Origin of the sequence: Photobacterium sp. GB-210 (assembly GCF_003026075.1) — a bacterium.
In the GTDB taxonomy this organism is placed as follows: Bacteria; Pseudomonadota; Gammaproteobacteria; order Enterobacterales; family Vibrionaceae; genus Photobacterium.
On sequence record NZ_PYNU01000011.1, the window covers coordinates 70,440 to 84,529 of the forward strand.

At 38.2% G+C, this 14,090-nt stretch carries 16 protein-coding genes; 7 read left to right on the forward strand and 9 right to left on the reverse strand.

Features of this window, described 5'->3' with window-relative positions; all coding sequences use genetic code 11:
- Positions 1-8 precede the first annotated feature (8 nt).
- The gene (locus C9J38_RS13660) at positions 9-272 is read left to right on the forward strand and encodes a DUF2960 family protein (RefSeq protein WP_045084205.1); all 264 of its coding nucleotides are present in this window, start codon (positions 9-11) and stop codon (positions 270-272) included.
- 62 nt (positions 273-334) lie between these two features.
- On the opposite strand, the gene C9J38_RS13665 is transcribed toward C9J38_RS13660, so the two are convergent.
- A complete protein-coding gene (locus C9J38_RS13665) occupies positions 335-697 on the reverse strand; it encodes a nucleotide pyrophosphohydrolase (RefSeq protein ID WP_107207572.1) in 363 nt (120 codons plus the stop codon).
- 80 nt (positions 698-777) lie between these two features.
- Positions 778-1,686, reverse strand: coding sequence for an EamA family transporter RarD (rarD, locus tag C9J38_RS13670; RefSeq protein WP_107207612.1), 909 nt, complete (start codon positions 1,684-1,686; stop codon positions 778-780).
- A gap of 273 nt (positions 1,687-1,959) precedes the next feature.
- Between rarD and C9J38_RS13675 the strand changes: the two genes are divergently transcribed.
- On the forward strand, positions 1,960-2,313 hold the full coding sequence (locus C9J38_RS13675) for a DUF2750 domain-containing protein (protein WP_006644976.1): 354 nt from the start codon (positions 1,960-1,962) through the stop codon (positions 2,311-2,313).
- 55 nt (positions 2,314-2,368) lie between these two features.
- On the opposite strand, the gene C9J38_RS13680 is transcribed toward C9J38_RS13675, so the two are convergent.
- Entirely contained in the window at positions 2,369-3,133 is a 765-nt protein-coding gene (locus C9J38_RS13680; protein ID WP_107207573.1) for a 1-acylglycerol-3-phosphate O-acyltransferase, read from the reverse strand.
- 367 nt (positions 3,134-3,500) lie between these two features.
- Positions 3,501-3,929 (reverse strand): GNAT family N-acetyltransferase, encoded by a 429-nt coding sequence (locus tag C9J38_RS13685; RefSeq protein ID WP_233217772.1) that lies wholly within the window; start codon positions 3,927-3,929, stop codon positions 3,501-3,503.
- Positions 3,930-4,205: 276 nt separating this feature from the next.
- Here C9J38_RS13685 and C9J38_RS13690 point away from each other — a divergent pair, with 276 nt between their 5' ends.
- A complete protein-coding gene (locus tag C9J38_RS13690) occupies positions 4,206-4,715 on the forward strand; it encodes an NlpC/P60 family protein (RefSeq protein WP_107207613.1) in 510 nt (169 codons plus the stop codon).
- A gap of 45 nt (positions 4,716-4,760) precedes the next feature.
- On the opposite strand, the gene C9J38_RS13695 is transcribed toward C9J38_RS13690, so the two are convergent.
- The 3 genes from C9J38_RS13695 to C9J38_RS13705 all read right to left on the reverse strand — a co-directional run bounded on the left by C9J38_RS13695 (position 4,761) and on the right by C9J38_RS13705 (position 8,156).
- Positions 4,761-5,285 carry a protein disulfide oxidoreductase gene (locus C9J38_RS13695; protein WP_107207575.1) on the reverse strand — a complete coding sequence of 175 codons (525 nt, stop codon included), beginning with the start codon at positions 5,283-5,285 and terminating at the stop codon, positions 4,761-4,763.
- Between the two features lie 13 nt (positions 5,286-5,298).
- On the reverse strand, positions 5,299-7,404 hold the full coding sequence (locus C9J38_RS13700; RefSeq protein WP_107207576.1) for a protein-disulfide reductase DsbD: 2,106 nt from the start codon (positions 7,402-7,404) through the stop codon (positions 5,299-5,301).
- A 200-nt stretch (positions 7,405-7,604) separates the two neighbouring features.
- Entirely contained in the window at positions 7,605-8,156 is a 552-nt protein-coding gene (locus C9J38_RS13705; protein WP_107207577.1) for a hypothetical protein, read from the reverse strand.
- A gap of 75 nt (positions 8,157-8,231) precedes the next feature.
- Between C9J38_RS13705 and C9J38_RS13710 the strand changes: the two genes are divergently transcribed.
- A complete protein-coding gene (locus C9J38_RS13710; RefSeq protein ID WP_107207578.1) occupies positions 8,232-8,711 on the forward strand; it encodes a glutathione peroxidase in 480 nt (159 codons plus the stop codon).
- Between the two features lie 3 nt (positions 8,712-8,714).
- On the opposite strand, the gene C9J38_RS13715 is transcribed toward C9J38_RS13710, so the two are convergent.
- Positions 8,715-9,641, reverse strand: coding sequence for a CHAD domain-containing protein (locus C9J38_RS13715; protein ID WP_107207579.1), 927 nt, complete (start codon positions 9,639-9,641; stop codon positions 8,715-8,717).
- A gap of 223 nt (positions 9,642-9,864) precedes the next feature.
- Here C9J38_RS13715 and hppD point away from each other — a divergent pair, with 223 nt between their 5' ends.
- The 3 genes from hppD to rimK all read left to right on the forward strand — a co-directional run bounded on the left by hppD (position 9,865) and on the right by rimK (position 12,468).
- Positions 9,865-10,935: a 4-hydroxyphenylpyruvate dioxygenase gene (gene hppD / locus C9J38_RS13720; RefSeq protein ID WP_107207580.1), complete on the forward strand. Its 1,071-nt coding sequence runs from the start codon at positions 9,865-9,867 to the stop codon at positions 10,933-10,935.
- A gap of 163 nt (positions 10,936-11,098) precedes the next feature.
- Positions 11,099-11,560, forward strand: a complete 462-nt coding sequence (locus C9J38_RS13725) for an ATP-dependent zinc protease (protein WP_107207581.1) — start codon at positions 11,099-11,101, stop codon at positions 11,558-11,560.
- Positions 11,561-11,565: 5 nt separating this feature from the next.
- Positions 11,566-12,468 carry a 30S ribosomal protein S6--L-glutamate ligase gene (gene rimK, locus C9J38_RS13730; protein ID WP_107207582.1) on the forward strand — a complete coding sequence of 301 codons (903 nt, stop codon included), beginning with the start codon at positions 11,566-11,568 and terminating at the stop codon, positions 12,466-12,468.
- Between the two features lie 73 nt (positions 12,469-12,541).
- Here rimK and C9J38_RS13735 read toward each other — a convergent pair whose 3' ends face one another.
- The gene (locus C9J38_RS13735) at positions 12,542-14,071 is read right to left on the reverse strand and encodes a phospholipase D family protein (protein ID WP_107207583.1); all 1,530 of its coding nucleotides are present in this window, start codon (positions 14,069-14,071) and stop codon (positions 12,542-12,544) included.
- Positions 14,072-14,090 lie beyond the last annotated feature (19 nt).

Below are 14,090 nucleotides of genomic sequence, written 5' to 3' on the forward strand. Positions count from 1 at the left end.
GGGACGTTATGTCACGCACTATTATCTATACCTACAAAAATGAAGAAAAAGAGCTTATTTTTTCATTTGATCAATACCGTAATATTCATGAAGCGGTAGCTGCTGCAGAAGGTATCGACTTAACGTCATTTCTAAAAATGGAATTGCAAGTTGAAGCAGTTTCAAATTCAAGTAAAGCTGCCCGTGACTATCGTGATAGTTATTTTCGTAAGCTAGGCTTTGGTAAAATTGCTTTAGCGAAAAAAGAAAATCGCGGTGTTGGCCAAAAATAGTTGGCAAGTAAATGAAAAAGGCTGGCTATAATCGCCAGCTTTTTTGTTTTTACTGAACGCTGTTATAACTCATTATATTTTTTCGCTGATCCATAACATTTCTCAATAGGGTATTTATCAGCATTTTTGATTATCTTTCTCTGGCAAGCCTCTAAAATATCCACATCGCACTTATCCGCTAATCGAACCAAGTACATCATCACATCCGCAAGTTCTTCTTCTAATTGCCGTTTTTTTTCAACTGAAAGGTCTTGGCTTTGCTCGGGGGTTAACCATTGGAAAATTTCTGTTAATTCACCCACTTCACCACTTAAGGCCATTACTAAGTTTTTAGGGGTATGGAACTGATCCCAATTGCGCTGTATTGCAAAGTGTCGGAGTTGTTCTTGTAGTTGCTGTAGCTCTGAAGGTGGGTTTGATGACATGATAAAACGTTCTTATTTGGACAATAATTGAAGGATAAACAAAAACACCGTACAACGCACGGTGTTTACATTTAAGACAATTACGAGTGAGGCAGGGTAACGTTACGCTTTTTATCGAATAAGTTGGGTAATGCTTCAAGCGTACAAAAGATCAAACCTGCCCAAATAAGGCTAAAACTGATCGCTTTAGTATGATCAAAGAACTCACCAAACAAGAACACGGCTAATAAGAACTGTAATGTTGGCTCGATATATTGCATTAATCCAACCATTGTTAAGCTAGTACGATTCAGTGCTAAAGCGAAGAAGATTAAGGGTGCGACTGTAACTGGCGCAGAGCCTACATATAATAGAAATGTAGTCGTACCTGATGTTAACGACACACTATCACCAGAGAAGTAAAGCCACAGCATATAAATTACAGCAAAGGGGGTAAGGATAGCGGCTTCAATAGTCACCGAGGTTAATGCATCATATCTTATATACTTTTTGGTTAATCCATAGATAGCAAAAAAGCTGCCCATAAGAAGAGACAACCAAGGTAATTCCCCGTACTGCCAGACTTGATAAGCAATACCTAAGATAGCCAGAACCACAGCGATTACTTGAGCTTTTGTGAGCTTTTCTCTTAAGAAAAACATACCTAAGGCAATAGCAAATAATGGGTTAATAAAATAACCAAGACTTGCGGCAAGCACTTCACCGTGGGTAATCGCCCAGGTAAAAGCATACCAAGATACACTCATAATACAGCCAGCAACACCGCACATGAAGAACGATTTCTTATCTGCCAACAGTTCCGTAACGTTAGGTAAAGGCCGTTTAAGTAGTAGTATGACTAATAACATAACAGGCACTGAAAAAATAAGTCTTAGTGCGAGTAATTCATTAATATTGGCTTGTGGCAAGAACTGATAATACAGTGGGAGAATTCCCCAAAGCACAAAAGAAAATGCCGCCAGCATATTTCCAGCACGACGAGATTGCATTGATTGACCTAACAGTAAGTGTAAATGTTTGATGTAATGTGTTGGCAAGACTTTGCCATATCGGGTGGAACAGAATGAACCTAGACGATAATCGCGACATTTTGCCATCGAATAGGTATATGTCAACATTATTTTATCTCTATATAGCATAAAAATATAAACAATATTTAATCACTGTTTATTCTGTTTTTTGTTAAACTTCATGGGTTAGAGTGCTGTGGTGATATAAGCTATGGTTGCTTGCCATTTAGGTTTACAACTGAGAGAAAATAGATGACTAAATTAACGTCAGATATCCAAGCTAACAAATTAATGTTTGTTGAAGAAACACAAAATACACGTATTGTTTGGAGCCTTCGTAATGAAGAAGGTGATTGGCTATCTGTTGCTTCATCTGAGTTTGAAGATTCGGAAGTAATGCCATTCTGGTCAAATGAAGAAGATGCGAAAGCGCAATGTGCTGATGAGTGGGCTGAGTTCCAACCAAGTGAATTGCCACTAGATATTTTCTTAGAAGATTGGATGATCACATTAGCTGAAGACGGTGTTCTTGTTGGTTTGAACTGGAACGAAAGTCTTGAAGGTGTGGAAGTTGAGCCTAGCGATGTTGCTAAGCTTTACATCTAAGCCTTAGATTGTTGATATAATTTACACCCAATGAAACTCATTGGGTGTAATTATTTTAGGCTTTATTCTCTTTTGATGTCTCTTCACTCGCCAAATAAGAATCTTGCGATAATTCATTATCAAGTTGGGCGATCTTTTCTGCCATAAGTTGATGGCATTTTTCAGCTAACTGTCTTGCGTCAGTCGATTTAAATGTTTGAGTGTCGATTGGGGCTAGCATTTCAGCTATAACAGTACCGTTATCAAGTTTATTTAAATCAATCTTATTGTGTGTCGTACTGATCACGACAGGAATAATAGGTACACCTGCTTCTATCGCCATTCTAAAAGCTCCTGTCTTAAAAGGCAGCAATCCACGTCCTTTGCTTCGCGTGCCTTCTGGGTAAACCCAGACAGATAAATTTCGCTGGTGGATAGCATCAGCAACTTGCTGAATGGTATTACGCGCTTTGGCTTTATTCTCACGATCAATCAGTATATTGCCCGTGATCCAGTAAAGCTGCCCGAAGAAAGGGATCCATAATAAGCTTTTTTTCCCTAGTGACACGGTATTTGGTTGCAACATACCAGGGGTCGTAACAAAGTCATAAACACTTTGGTGATTGGATATATAGACGGCATTAGCAATATTGGCGCTGTTACTGAGTCCACGTTGCTCAACATGAACACCTGTAATTTTTTGCAATTGGTTAAACCAGCGGCAAAAGGTGTAGACATGTTTAGGTGCACGAGGTCGGTTTATTAGGCAGTAAAGTAGTGCACAACAGGTTGTAATGATAATAAAAAGGGTTGCGATGGTAATTCGAATTAAAGCCAGCACATATACTCCTTATGCTGTTTAAGTTATGTCGCATGACTACATCTTTATACATTACCTAAATAGTTATTATTGTGATAGTGTGGCTTTACAAATAATTAACATTTTATAGTGTGTTATCACGATTTATAAAAATATACGGTATCTGGTCAGATGATATATTGCTTGTTAATAACATTAACAGTTACATTTTCAATCTAGGCGTGAAGATAATCGCATATGTATTTATAGATAAGTAAATGACTGGATCTTAAATAGGATAAAAGTAAAAATTATATATAGATAATCAATACGTTATAGACGTAGTTTTTATCTCTTCTGTTGTATAAATTTTTGAGCTTACTTAACAGTAAGCTTTTTTTTTCCTTCCCTACAATAATTTTACCATGTTGTAGCGTTCGAACGTAATGTCGTCACGGATAGCAATTTCTGTATCGATTAATTCAAAACCTAGCTTGCTAAACAAGGGTAGAGAGAGTTTACTGGCTGTAACACTCAGTGTTGTTTGATGGCTTATATGTGCTATTTGTTCGAGCTTACTATAAATAGCACTCGCGACACCCAAGCGATTAAACTCAGGCCGGGTATAGAGTAAAGCAATATAATTTTTCGGATGAAGTTGACCGAACCCCATGACACTCCCTTCATTGTTAATTGCCATTATTACAGCACCTTGTGTTAATAATTTAGCAAATTCGTTTGGGTGTTTGCGCGGATAATCAGCCCATATTTTGACTTGTTGTGGATGATAATAAGCAGGCGCAATTTTTGTAATAGCGTCATAGTAAAGCTGAGACAATTCTTGCTCATAATGGGGATTATAATTATGAAATTGTATTGAGGTCATATTGTTGAGCGTATACGTTTAATGTTTGTATCTAATTTTAAGATATTAGAATTGTTATTGTTTGGAATAGGTCAAATTTATTCTGATAGTGTGCACTTTGTCCTTATTATTGGTATTATTTTAAGCCATAATCAATAAAAGTATTATCAAACGATCAGTACAGGCTAAATTTTGAAGAACGGATTTAAATATAATAAACACGCATTATTTGCATTGGCGCTTGTGTCAATGATTGGGTGTTCTTCGACTGACTCTGTAAATGATAAAACATCAAACAATAAGGCTGCTGAAACAACGTCAGTAGGCAAAAAAATTGCTGTTAGCAATGATACGTTGGAAGAAGGTTTGAAAAAGAACGCTTCTGTAGATACAGGTATGTTTGATGGTGTTTACCATTCATGGAAAGGAACACCTTATCGTCTTGGTGGAACAACAAAGAAAGGCATTGATTGCTCAGCATTTGTGCAAGTTGGTTATTCCAGTGTTTACCAAATGATGTTGCCAAGAACAACATTACAATTGGTGAAAAAGGGACGTAAAGTTTCACGTAACAGTGCAAAAGAAGGGGATTTAGTCTTTTTCCGAACGGGACGTAATACACGCCATGTTGGAATATATTTAGGCAATTCAGAATTTATGCACGCGTCACAATCAAAAGGTGTGATGATTTCACGCTTAGATAATCCTTATTGGAAGCGACATTTTTGGCAAATTAGACGTATGCCGAAACCACAATGACAATTAGATGATAAAAAGCCCAGCTACTCTAGCTGGGCTTTTTATTTATAAATATGTTGCGGCCATTACTCTAGCGAATAAACCAACAGGAGTCGTCACACCTGTCGTAGAATTAAAGACTTCGCCATTTTTAACAATAAGAATAGTAGGTGTAGCACTTATCCCTAATTGTTGGCTAATAGAACCATTTTGGTCATTAATGACAGGAAAGCGATATTCTTTACTGTTCATGTATGCTCGTAATGAACGGTCATCTCCAGAGCGAATAGCAACACTAAATACCTTTATATTCAGATCACTTTGATATTGCTGCAGCCAATTGATTGATGGACTTACAAAGCGGCAACTTGGACACCATGTTGCCCATAAATAGAGTACAACAGGCTGTTGATAACTGAGAGTTAGCCAATCAATATCATGCTGGTTTATAGTTTTTTCTATCGAATGGTTATCAACAGAAACCGTTAAATCTTTATTTCGCCAGATATCAACCACAATACTTATTGCTGTTACTAATATAGCAGTGATAAGTATGTTTTTAAGCCATCCTTTGGCAGACGTCCTTGTCATGTATGTTATTCCTTTATTCCTTACTTGCTTTTTTAATTGCGTTAAGCACTTCGTCACTTGTTAAAATTACGGGCAATGGGATACCTTGAGGCGCATTAGGACCATATACAATATTAAATGGTACACCAAAACGTCCATGTGACTGTAAGAAGCCTGTGACGTAGTCAGAAGGTTTTGTCCAATCACCGCGCATTAACACGATGTTATCAGCAGATAAGGCTGAATATACGGGCTCTTGCAGTAATACACCGACTTTATTGGCTTTACATGTGATACACCATTCAGCTGTAACATCAACAAAGACTGTTTTTCCTTCAGCGACTTGTTTTGCAATGTTATCAACGTTTAGCGTTTGCCAATGGTGGTCATCAGCTAGCGGCTTCGCCCAATGGTTTGAGGTTAAGCTACCCACGATAAGGCTACCAGCAACACCCAGTAAAAGAACTGCTGTTGTGATGATAACGGCTTTACGTCCTTTCTTACGACCTAATTGCCATAAGATAACAAGCATGATCAGTAGACCAATCACCCAAACAACCGCTGCAGAAAAGAAGCTAGTCATTAAGCTTAATAGCCAGATACTGGTTGCCAGCATCATCAAACCAAACAGCGTTTTAACCCTATCCATCCATAGACCAGGTTTTGGCAATGCGTTTGCCAGTTGTGGGAAGAGAGCAATGAGCAACCATGGTGCAGCCATACCAATCGCTAACGCGGTGAAGATGGCAAAAAGTGTCACATAATTAGCACCTAATGCGAACGCGACAGCTGTGCCTAAGAATGGGGCACTACATGGCGTTGCAAGAAGGGTGGCAAACATTCCTTGAATAAAGTGCCCAAGGTGTGAGTTATCCCCTTTGGTTGCCATCCAAGTATTGGTGTTACTTGATAAGCGAATTTCAAATAAGCCTAACATATTTGCACCAAACAGGACGGTGATCGCAATCATGGCAGCAATAAACCAAGGGCTCTGGAATTGGATTCCCCAGCCCAACGCTTGGCCTGATAATTTCATTAATGCTAAAAAGCCAGCCAATAGCCAAAATGAGGTGATAATACCTGCAGCAGAAGCGATAAATTGGGTACGGATTTGGCGTTTTTCTAAGCCTTTCGCTGAAACAACGCTACTTAACTTCATGCCTAATACCGGTAATACGCATGGCATGATATTAAGAATTAAACCGCCCAATAGCGCAATGCCAATTATTTCTAATAAGTTACTATTAGAACTTGGCACAATCACTGGGGTATCTGTTGCTGTTGCTGGGATCTCAACAGCGAGATTATTATCACCGATTGTGATTTGAAGTGGTTCACCAACAAGCTTTGGTGTACCAAACCAACTGGTCACCGGTAATACCGCATACAGTGTTTTATCTTTAATCGTAACATTCGGCGCTAAAAAAGAGGTGTCTTTAACGGCTTTATTATGTCCGTCAATCAACACATCTGGTTTTATCCAGCCAGCCTTATTTGTTGCAACCACCGTAATTGCTTTTTTGTCCTTGTTATAAGAGACAGTATCCAATGTTACTGCTTGAGACGATTTAGGTACTTGGCTATAACCCTTGTTGTATAAAAACATCGCGTCAGTCGATAAGCTGAGTTTTTCAGGGTTAAAATCAAGTGCTAATTCATAGTCAGTCAGTACACAAATACTGGTACAGGAAGACATGGTTAATTTACCTGCAAGGAATACAGGCTTATTCATGTCTTTTACATGAATTGATAGTGGGAAAATAACATCATGTTTATAGCCCAGCGTTTCAACACCTAAGAACTCATAACGTTTTGGCATCGGCCACTGCCAGTCAACACTTTCAACATTACTAGACATATCCCAGTTTATAGATGGTGCGACACCACCTTCACCAGGCGATCGCCAATAGGTTTTCCAATCTTTATCAAGTTTAACTTCTAGCAGTCCTTGAACTGTATGGTTAGCTGTGTCTTTTTCACCCGTTAGCACTAACCTAACTTGCACAGGGGGATGCTGTGGGTTTGTTACCCACCCAGTTGTAATCTCAGTAGCCGCAAATGTTTGACTGGAAAAAGTGATACTGAGTAATGCGCCGAGCATGGCACAGACGAAATAAGTATTGAGATATATCTTTTTCAATCTAGAACTCCGTTTTAACAATGCGCATGTCATTGCAACGATCATGAGCGTATAAGTTTTATACTATGGTCTTGGTGATAAAATAGAACGGTAAAATAACGACTCTATTTCATCGAGTTAGCAAAATATTTAGATTATTAGGTGACAGTCTATTTACGTTTTGGTTCGCGTATTATCGCGATAAGTTATGCTGTTATTTCCTATTGTTGTTGCGATAACCTGAACATACGCTTTAGTTTTGTGAAAAGGCTTTGCTGCGTCGTTTTTTTTCCTTGATAGTATGCTTGCAGTAACCGTTGTCGAAGCTGTTCATCTTTTTTACTGTCATTCGACTGTTTTATCTCTTCACTAATGTGATCTAACAGCGTCTCTGCTTGTTCATTAGCATAACTATAATCAATTTTATTTGCCCCTTGAACAAGCAACCATAGTAGAGTGATCAGAATATATTCATCGACATCTTGATTAATAAATTTGCTAGCGTGTTCAACCCCTACGGTTGATTGAAATACCGATTGCATTTGATGATAGGCGGTCTGTTGTTCAGTCCAACGAGACGAGGCAATGTGATGTTGTTGCGTCATATAGCCTAATAGTAACGCTAAAGGCTCTTTATCTTGTCGTTGGTGGCAAATATCATTAAATCGAGGTGTTGATTCATGAATAAAAGCATTAATAATGTTTTTATCTTTTTCTGATAAATCAAGTTGTTCAAGGCCAAGAGAAAAAAATAAGTGTTTGAGATCTGTCATGCTATTAACTTCGTACAAAAGGACGTCCACAGAATAACATGGACAATTAGCGAGTAATAATAAATAGGAATGAGAATGACAAAAATTTATGACTTCGAGGTTAAAGCACTTTCAGGGGAAGCGCTTTCATTAAGTGCTTTTGAAGGGAAGGTTATACTCGTTGTAAATACTGCTAGTAAGTGTGGTTTTACACCTCAATATGAAGCATTACAGGCATTATATGAAAAGTATCGTGATCAAGGCTTAGTAATACTTGGTTTTCCATGTAATCAGTTTGGTGGACAAGAGCCTGGAACTGAAAGCCAAATTAAACAGGAGTGTCTAATCAATTATGGCGTGACATTTCCGATGTTTAGTAAGGTGGATGTAAAAGGGCGTGATGCTGAACCTGTATTTTCTTATCTCGTAAAACAATTACCTGGTCTGCTAGGCAATGATATTAAATGGAATTTCACCAAGTTTTTGATTTCAAGAGAGGGTGAACCAATGAAACGCTATGCACCCACCACAAAACCATTTGCTTTAGAAGATGATATTATCAAGCTACTATCATAATGATTAATAAGCAGTATTTTGACTACATAGGATGACTTCATTAATCAATTGCTGCTTATTTTCTAGGTGCCGTTGTTGTGCTTTTTGAAGTAATAAACCAATCGCCTTCGCACGTCTCCCCGTTGTTTTGTATTGCTCTAAATAATGATTAAGAAAGTCAATTTGTACCGAGCTGTCATTGAAGTCACCTAATTTGGCTTGTAGAAACTTCACTGTTTTTAATTTCAAACGAAGTGATAACTGTTCTGTTAATGGGTGGTAGTACTCCAAACCATAACGTAATTTTTTATATTTGATTCTCAAGCGATGAAGTTGCGCGTCAGACGTTTTTGAATCAATAGCCTTCATTGAGGTGATAATACGATTGTTTAAGTTCATGAATAGCGTGTTTATCATTTGTTGTGGTGGTGTAGACAGATCTTCCATGAGAGGCGATAGCTGCTTTAACTGTATACAGATGAGCTTATATTGCGTTTTATATTCTTCGCTTTTTAACCAATGCTTATTTTTCTTATAGGCTTTTTGGCGTTGGTGCTGCAGATCGTCAAAAAAGCGTGCCAGTCCTTGATGATGCTTATGTTCGACTAAGTAAAAGTAATGCTCCATTTGCATGAGATAAACATCGAGATCGCGTTGTAAATTAGTGGGCTGCATTAAACTTTTGATAGCTAAATTAGTTTCTTTTAGTTGTTCTGGAATGAAAAGTGATTGATGGAGACTAAGTATGGCGCGTATACGGCGCATGGTAACGCGATATTGATGAAGAAATTCAGGATCATCATCTTTTACAATGCCTTTTTGATAGTTTTCACAAAAAGAGAAGCTCTGTAATACGTGAGCGCGAATAATTTTAAATAGTGGCAAAGTAGAATGAATAGGATAAACACCTGACGTTTTTCGAGGAAGCTGAAAAGTGTCTCGCTTATGCATGATTTTGCCTAACTAGTAAAATTCACTTTAAACCCTAAATATAGAACAAATAAACGTTTACAGCTGAAACATGAGGCTTATTTGTGTATGTAAATATTATGGAAACAGTACGTTACAATGAAGAATAAATTAAATGAACAATGACGAAAGATAAAACTGCCCGTTATTTTGAAGTGCTGCTAAAGCTTAAAGAGTTAACAATAAGTTTTATAGGAGTCACTGTATGTCAAAAGTATGTAATCCATTAGGCACTGATGGTTTTGAATTTGTTGAATACACTGCTCCAACAAAAGTTGGGATCACTAAGCTTAAAAAATTATTTAGACAAATGGGCTTTGCGGAAATAGCGAAACATAAACATAAAATGGTGTGGCTTTACCGTCAGGGGGACATAAACTTCATAGTTAATGGCGAGTTAGCTTCGCAAGCAAGTTCGTTTGCATTGCAGCATGGCGCAAGCGTTAATGCGATGGCATTTCGGGTGAAAGAGGTTAACAAGGCGTTAGACTATGCTATCAAGCATGGTGCAACGAGGTGCGAAAATAATGTTGGGCTTATGGAACTCAACATTCCCGCTATTGAAGGTATTGGTGGTGCATTATTATATTTTGTCGATCGTTATGGCGAACGAGATATTTATGAAGTGGATTTTGAGTATTACCCAGACGCACAACAGCGTTTAGCCGCTATAGATACAGGGTTATTAACGATTGATCACCTTACGCATAATGTTGCAATTGGACACATGGATAAGTGGTCTGATTTTTATGAAAAAATTGCTAATTTTCAAGAAATTAAATATTTTGATATTAAAGGGAAACTGACTGGTTTAAAATCTCGCGCAATGACATCACCTTGTGGCAAAATCCGCATTCCTATCAATGAATCAAGCGATGAACATTCTCAAATTGCAGAATACTTAAAACAATATAATGGAGAAGGAATTCAGCATATCGCTTTAAGTACTAATGACATTCTTTCATCTGTGAAAAAACTTCGTCAATTAGGTGTTATCTTCATGGATACACCGGATACTTATTACGAACTGGTCAATAAAAGGATTGATTGTCACGATGAAAATATTGCATTGTTGCAGCATGACAAAATACTGATCGATAGCGATGAACATGGTATTTTGTTGCAAATTTTCACGGGAACTGTGATTGGTCCCGTATTTTTTGAGATTATTCAACGTAAAGGAAATCAAGGATTCGGTGAAGGTAATTTTCAAGCTTTGTTCGAATCAATTGAACTTGACCAAATACGCCGAGGTGTCCTGAGCGAAAAATCTTAGCTTAATGAAAATAAGCAATTTGTTTCCCTGCTGTTAGCTATAAATTTTACATTTCTTCAATGTAAAATTTATACCAGAGGGTCTGGTTAATGTTCTCTATACTGTAGTAGTATCATTTCAAGGTATTGGGTTTAATGCTTCTATAGTATATTGGACATCTAATATGGTTAATAAAGATACAATAGTGAATAAAAATAATAAGTTTCTTGTTGGGTGGCGTGAAGTTGCTACATTACCTGATCTGGGTATCAATAATATTCATGTAAAAATTGATACTGGTGCACGTAGTTCGTGCCTACATACTTTCAAAATTGAAGAATTTACCCGTGACGGTGAAGATTGGGTGAAGTTTTGGATTCACCCAATCCATAACAACACCGACGTAGAACAAATTTGTGAAGCTAAAGTGGCTGATAAACGCGTTGTAAGAAACTCAGGTGGTGATGAGCAACTGCGCTACTTTATCGTTTCTACAATTGATTTTAATGGTCAACAGTGGCCGATTGAAATTTCGCTAACCAGTCGTGATAATATGGCTTTCCGTATGCTACTAGGGCGTACAGCTATGCATGATCGTATTATTGTTGATCCAGAAGCATCTTATCTTATTAAAAATCAAGGCTAGTTGTCATGAAAATTGGAATTTTATCTCGCAATCGTTCACTGTACTCGACAGCTCGTTTGATTGAAGCCGCTGAACAACGTGGCCATGAAATTAAAGTGATCGATGCACTGCGTTGTTATATGAACATTAACTCGCAAAAACCTCAGATTCACTTTAAAGGTGAAGATTTAGTGGATTTTGACGCGATTATTCCACGTATAGGTGCATCAGTAACTTTTTACGGTACTGCTGTTTTGCGTCAGTTTGAAATGATGGGTGTATATACCGTTAATGAATCTGTAGCGATAAGCCGCTCACGTGATAAGTTACGTTCAATGCAACTACTATCACGTAAGTGTATTGGTATGCCTGTGACAGGTTTTGCAAGTAAGCCTGATGACGTTAAAGATTTACTTGATATGGTTGGTGGTGCGCCAGTCGTTATTAAGCTATTAGAAGGCACACAAGGCATTGGTGTTGTTCTTGCTGAAACACGTAAAGCTGCTGAAAGTGTTATTGAAGCTTTCATGGGTCTTAAAGCGAATATCATGGTTCAAGAATACATTAAGGAAGCAGGCGGTGCAGATATCCGTTGTTTCGTTATTGGCGATAAAGTGATTGCAGCAATGAAACGCCAAGGTGCAGAAGGCGAGTTCCGTTCAAACCTACACCGCGGTGGTAGCGCAGCACTGGTTAAGATCACACCTGAAGAACGTAAAACAGCCGTTGCAGCTGCAAAAATTATGGGATTAGGTGTTGCTGGTGTTGACCTGTTACGTTCAGAGCGTGGTCCACTTGTTATGGAAGTTAACTCTTCACCAGGCCTTGAAGGTATTGAGAAAGCGACAGGTAAAGATATTGCCGGCATGATCATCGATTACATCGAAAAAAATGCAGTGAAAAAAACGACACTTCGCAATAAAGGCTAATTGAAAAATTAAGCATAAAAAAGGCGCTCAATGAGCGCCTTTTTTGTCACTATTTAATGGTTATCTTACCGACTTATAACTGTTTCTCTATTGGTAATACACCGGCCGCCCAAGCGCCCATTTTAAGCCAAATGCTACTGTCTGGCTCTGATGTATACTGCTTGCCCGTTGTATCATCATTCCATATGATCTCACCATTTTCGTCCAATGCTAAACGGTAAGCATCTTTAACAAGTGAGTTATTGATCGTGTTGTAAACTTCACCTGAGAATTTAGGTGAATCAACAATCACGCCTAACTCTGTATTTAAGTATGCAGAGCGTGGATCAAAGTTAAATGAACCGACGAAAATTTTCGATTTATCAATAATAAACGTTTTCGCATGCAAACTTGTACGAGAGCGACTTAGCCATTTGTGTTTTGTTTTATGGCCGGGTTCTACTTTTACTTCGTATAGCTTAACACCACCTTCTAGCATGATTTTACGGTATTTGGCATACCAGCCATGTACAGCGAAAACGTCATTAGAAGCTAATGAGTTGGTAACAATAGTGATGTTTTTGCCGTTCTTTGCCGCTTTAGCTAGCACTTTAGCCCCTTCTTCTGTTGGGACAAAATACGGTGAAACTAAAAAGAAATCATGCTCTGCTTTCGCGATCATCTCTGATAGCTTATGTAGCAATAAATCATCTTTACTATTCGCAATTTTATACGGTGTATCGTAAAGCAGTTCTGCATCTGTCCAGTATAGCGGTAATGTCTCTTCCATTAACTGCTGTACCATTGGGTGGTTTTTTAGCGAACTTGCATAGTCTGATGACATGTACTTAAGCTGAGCATCTTTCCACTGTGCCAGTTGTTCTTTTGTAGGCTTATGTGCTGATGAGACTAAGGCTTCAATCGGTGTTGCTGGTTTACTGTTCCAGTATTCATCAAATTGACGTGCGAATTGTGGGATCACTTTACCCAGCATAATGAGGTCGAAGTCTCCGAATTCTACGTCACTATTGGCAGAGAAATACTCGTCGCCGATATTACGTCCTCCGGTAATGGCAAACACACCATCTGCAATAATGGCTTTATTGTGCATACGGCGATTTAACCGATCAAAGTCAGTTAAGAAACTTAATGGCTTAATAGTACGGTTTGAAAATGGGTTAAATAAGCGTACTTCAACATTAGGATGAGCAGAGAGGCTTGCTAATGCTTGATCGTCACGATTTTGCATATCATCAAGTAATAAGCGCACACGAACGCCACGCTCAGCAGCTTGATATAAATACCATGTCATCAACCCACTTGTCGCATCATCACGGTAAATATAGTACTGAACATCCAGTGTTTTTTGTGCATGTTCAATAATAGCCAAACGTGCAAGTAATGCGGCTTGACCATCACCAAGAGGGTAGAAGCCTGTTTTATCAGGATGAATGCTGGTATAAGGCAAAGAGCTTTGGTACAAGCTAGTGTTGAAATTATCAACATTGGAATAGCTTGCTTGCTTTTCTAGTGATAACGGTTGAGCACAACCAACAAGTGCTAGAATACTTGTTGCGATAATAGTACGAGATAACAGCTTCTTATAATCTTTAATACGGATCATGGCTAAGACATTGAAAATA